The sequence below is a fragment of the Actinomycetospora sp. genome, from assembly GCF_055612215.1.
Window position 1 is genome coordinate 1 of record NZ_JBVPVA010000374.1, and the last position, 4324, is coordinate 4324.

General features: G+C 73.1%; 4 protein-coding genes. 1 reads left to right on the forward strand and 3 read right to left on the reverse strand.

All coding sequences use genetic code 11. The features are described 5' to 3' along the window. Positions 1 to 443: 443 nt before the first annotated feature. The gene (gvpO, locus tag AC0CYZ_RS10630) at positions 444 to 686 is read left to right on the forward strand and encodes a gas vesicle protein GvpO (protein ID WP_472215027.1); all 243 of its coding nucleotides are present in this window, start codon (positions 444 to 446) and stop codon (positions 684 to 686) included. Positions 687 to 1231: 545 nt separating this feature from the next. Here the strand turns inward: gvpO and AC0CYZ_RS10635 are convergent. From AC0CYZ_RS10635 to AC0CYZ_RS10645, 3 genes are all read right to left on the reverse strand, one after another. Beyond that, the gene (locus AC0CYZ_RS10635) at positions 1232 to 2275 is read right to left on the reverse strand and encodes a zinc-dependent alcohol dehydrogenase (RefSeq protein ID WP_472215029.1); all 1044 of its coding nucleotides are present in this window, start codon (positions 2273 to 2275) and stop codon (positions 1232 to 1234) included. 45 nt (positions 2276 to 2320) lie between these two features. Then, on the reverse strand, positions 2321 to 3631 hold the full coding sequence (locus AC0CYZ_RS10640) for a four-carbon acid sugar kinase family protein (RefSeq protein ID WP_472215031.1): 1311 nt from the start codon (positions 3629 to 3631) through the stop codon (positions 2321 to 2323). A gap of 1 nt (position 3632) precedes the next feature. Beyond that, on the reverse strand, positions 3633 to 4324 hold a 692-nt coding region (locus AC0CYZ_RS10645; protein WP_472215034.1), incomplete at its 5' end, for a RuBisCO large subunit C-terminal-like domain-containing protein.

Below are 4324 nucleotides of genomic sequence, written 5' to 3' on the forward strand. Positions count from 1 at the left end.
GGGCCGAAGCCGTTCGGCTACTCCGGAGTCTTCGCCGATCTCGACGGCCACACCTGGGAGGTCGCCTGGGTCCGCGGATGGGACCTGCACGAGGACGGAACCGTGGCGCTCCCCGTCCAGCCCGGGTGATGTCCGTCGGCGTCGAGCCGGGCCTGTGCCGGGGCGCCGTCGATAGCGCCTATCTGCCCAGCAAGCCTCGGACGGCCCGAACCTTCTGCGGTGGGGCGGGGTCGGGCCGCGTCCGTCCCACCACGACCGGAAGGAGTCACAGCGGGGTGGCGATCCCTTGACCGAGGCGGTCGAGGCAACGAGTCGGACGCGCCGGAGGGCTCCGCGGGCCGTCGAGGCGCGAACGGTGCGGCCCGAGGCGGCGATGACCTCGGTCATCCCTGGGCGACGAGGAGCATGGAGCGATGGCCCTGCCTCGCGACCGTGTGCTCGCCGTGTCCTGGACCGCGCTGGCCGAGGTCGCGTACCTGACCGATAAGGACGCCGACCAGATCGTCGCGTTGCGCCGGGAGGGCGCGGAGTGGGTGGTCGATGTCGACGTCGTCGATGTGCATCGTGTTCCCGACACCACCGACTTCATCGCGACGTACCGGGTTCGCCTCGATGACGCCGGCGAGGTTCTGGACCTCCGCCGGGTCGGCCACCACGTCCGTGGCTGGATCGACGACGGGCGCTGAGCGCTGGACGCCGGGCGATCGGCATCGGGGGGCCGCCAGGCGGGGCGGCCGCTGACCGGGCCCTAGAGTTGTGCCCTGCGTGTCAGCGGTTCCCCGACCGCGACACGACGTGATCGGCTGGTCGGGTCGGCCACCGGTGGTGCCGGTCGGGGCTGCTCGACTCCGTCCGAGATCGGCCGCCGGCATCGGAGCCGATCTCCGACGAAGCGGTCGTGCGAGGCGAGCGTCCTCCGGCACGATGCGGAGTCACATCGAAGGTAGCTTCCGCGAAGCTGGGCGCCGTCAGGGACTCGAACCCCGAACCCAGTGGACGGGATTCACGTCGGCTGTCGTGGCCCACGGTCCACGTTTGTGCTGCTCAGAGACATGATCGAGCAGCGGTGATCTTGTGCTGTGAGCCTCTGTCGAATGTCATGGCGCGAGGTATGCGTTCCCAATCCGGTCCCTCTCTCGAGACAGCGGCACGACCTTTGAGGTCTGCCGGGGTGAGCAGGGGATCCCGGACGTGGGGCCGTCCGTTGACGGCCCCATGTCGGCGCCGTTGATCACTGCAGGCCAGGCACCAGCAGCACCTTGCAGGCCTCTCCGGTGAGGAGGTCGACGGCTTCGTCGACCCGATCGAGCGGCTTGCGGTGGGTGATCAGCCACTCGAGGTCGAGGCGGCCCGACTCGAGCAACAGCATGGTCTGTTCCCAGGTCTCCCAGAGGCGACGGCCGAAGATGCCGCGCAGGGTGATGCCCTTCTTGTTGATGTAGGCGGCGACGTTGATCTCGGCTGGTCGGCTCGGGTGCCCGACGGTCACGAGGGTCGACTCGCGGCGCAGGGCCTCGAACAGGGTCGGCAGTGCGCTCTGGGCGCCCGAGCACTCGAAGGCGACGTCGAAGCCGCCGCGGCGGCCGGTCAGCTCACGGCACCGCTCGACGACCTCGTCCCCGGGGGCCATCGCGAGGACGCCGATCTTCTCGGCCTGTGCGCGGCGGTAGGGGTTGGGCTCGACGACGATGACGTGGGCGGCGCCCATCAGGTGGGCGAGGTGGGCGAGGACGAGGCCGACCGGCCCGCCGCCACTGACCAGGACGGCGCGACCCGCCACCGCGTAGTCGGCCCGCTGGATCGCGTGGACGGCGACGCCCGCGGCCTCGAGGAGGGCGCCGACCTCCAGGGAGGCGTGGTCGGGCAGCGCGACGCAGATGTCCTGCGGGGCGGCCATGTACTCGGCGAACAGGCCGTCGATGTGCATGCCGATGATTCGGGTGCGTTCGCAGGTGTGCGCGTCGCCGGTCCGGCAGGGGAAGCACTGGCCGCAGGTCAGGTGGCTCTCGAGGGCGACGCGGTCGCCGACCCGGAGGTCGGTGACGCCGTGCCCGACCTCGACGACGGTGCCGGCGCCCTCGTGCCCGACGGCGACCGGCAGGTCGAGGGCGAACGCCTGCGCCGAGGGCGTCCACTCGTAGACCTCGCGGTCGGTGCCGCACAACGATGCCGCGCCCACCTCGATGACCACCTGGCCGTCGGCGGGCTTGGGGTCGGGGTGATCGGTCACGTACTCGAAGCCGCGCGCGGCGGAGTTCTTGACGACAGCCTTCATGGGCGTCCCTTTCTCGTGGGAGGTCTGCGGGGGGTGAGGAGTCGGTCAGTGGTGGGCGGCCTGGCCGGCGAACCGGCGCAGGACGTCGGGCGGGCCCACCTGGCCGCCCTTGAGCAGGAGCCGGCACCCGGCCACGGAGGCGTGGTCGTCGGTGCGGCAGATCGGTCCGGCCGTGACGAACTGGTCGGACACGCGCAGTTCGCGGACGCCCATGGCCATCAGGGCGTGGCTGGAGGTGTCCCCGCCCAGGACGGCGACGTCCCGGGTGAGCCCGGCGGCGGCCATGCGCCCCACGAGGGTGCCGAGCAGTTCGCCGACGTGGCGGGGGTCGACCGGGCCCGCGGCGGCGTATCGCGGGTCCTCGCTGCCCCGGGTCGTGTGCACCACCACGTCGCGGCCCGCGGACAGCGCCGCGGCGGTCTGCTTCTCGACGTCGGCGGTCAGGTCGGGGTCGGGGCTCGTGAGCAGGTCGACAGGCACGGCCACGTCCGCCCAACCTTGGGCGACGGCGTCGCCGATCTGCGCCGCGGTGGTGCTCGAGGCCGAGGCGCTGACGGTCAGCACGGGTCCGGAGGACCGCTGGGGGCCCGGTCGACGCGCCTCGCGGCCGGTGGCGGTGCGGGCCAGCGCGGCCATGACACCTCCCGAACCCACGACGACCCGGGGGTGCGACCCGGAGGGCGGGCCGTCGGCGCGCAGCGCGCGCGCCACCTCGTCGAGGTGCTCGTCGGTGACCGCGTCGACGACGAAGGCCGGTGCGGACTCGGCCTGGCAGGCCTGCCAGTGCTCGGGGAACGACCCGTCGGCGTAGGCCGGGAGGTGCAGGGCGGCCGGGCTCCGGCGGTCGGTGAACTGCTCGGCGAGGACCTGGCGCAGGTCGGCCTCGTGCATGGGGGTCGAGGGGTGGCGGGACATCACCGGGTGGCGGTCGAGACGGTGGATCTGGCCGGCGAACACCCCGAAGTGGTTGCTGAAGGCGGTGTAGCGACCGAACTGCGGTTGGGCGGGGGCGACGGCGACCGGTCCCAGCCCGGGGAACTGCTCGCGCAACAGTTCTATGCCGCGACCGATGCTGCCCATGCCGGGCGCGCTGTCGAAGGTCGAGCAGACCTTGTAGAGCAGCACCTCGGCGCCGGTCCGGGCGACCTGCGCGAGCTGCGCGCGGACCAGGTCGTCGAACGCCGCGCCACCGAGCGAGCGCGCGGGCCCGGCGATCCCGACGACGTCGGCGTCGGTGGGCAGCGGGGCGTTGCCACCGCCGACGACCAGGACGGCGTCGAGGCCGTAGCGATGGGCCTGGGCGAGGACGTCGGCGGCGCCGGTGAGGTCGTCGGCGACGAAGCTGACGGCGGTCATGTCAGTCCTCCTCCGGGGGCGTGGGGTCTCCGAACTTCTGCACCGCGTGCAGCAGGGCCGGGTCACCGGCGTCCGCCGCGAGTCGGGCGGCGCGCTGCAGCGGGATCCCGTCGACGGCGGCGGCCCAGGCGTCGCGCAGGCTGCGCACTCCGGCCGCGGGCCCGTCGGGGTGCGCGGCGACCCCGCCGCCGGCGAGCATGAGCAGGTCGGTGGAGCGCACCGCGGCGTAGGTGGGCGCGGCGGTGGTGACGTTCTGCCCGGACGAGAGGGTGGGTACCGGGCCGAGGCCGTCCCCGAGCGGTTCGAGCAGGCCGAGGACGTTCGCCGTGACCTCGTCGTCGGTCTCGTAGAACTTGCTGCCCAGCCCGCTGGCGTGCAGGTGGTCGGCGCCGGCGAGGCGGGCGAGCTGCTGCCAGGCCCGGTAGGACATCCCCAGCGCGGGGGACCGCATCGAGGCGGCCAGGCCGGCCCGGTGGCCGTGGATCGGGACCTCGGCGAACTCGCGCAGCCAGGCCAGCGCCGGCAGGCCCATCACCGGGACGTTGAGCATCACGCACCGTCCACCGGCCTCGACGACGAGGTCGTGCCGCCGGCGCAGCCCCGCCAGGTCGCCGGTGATGTTGAAGGCGTACATCGTCGGGTGCCCGGTGATCTGCTCCGCCGCCCGGATCTCCTCGGTGGCCACCGCGACCC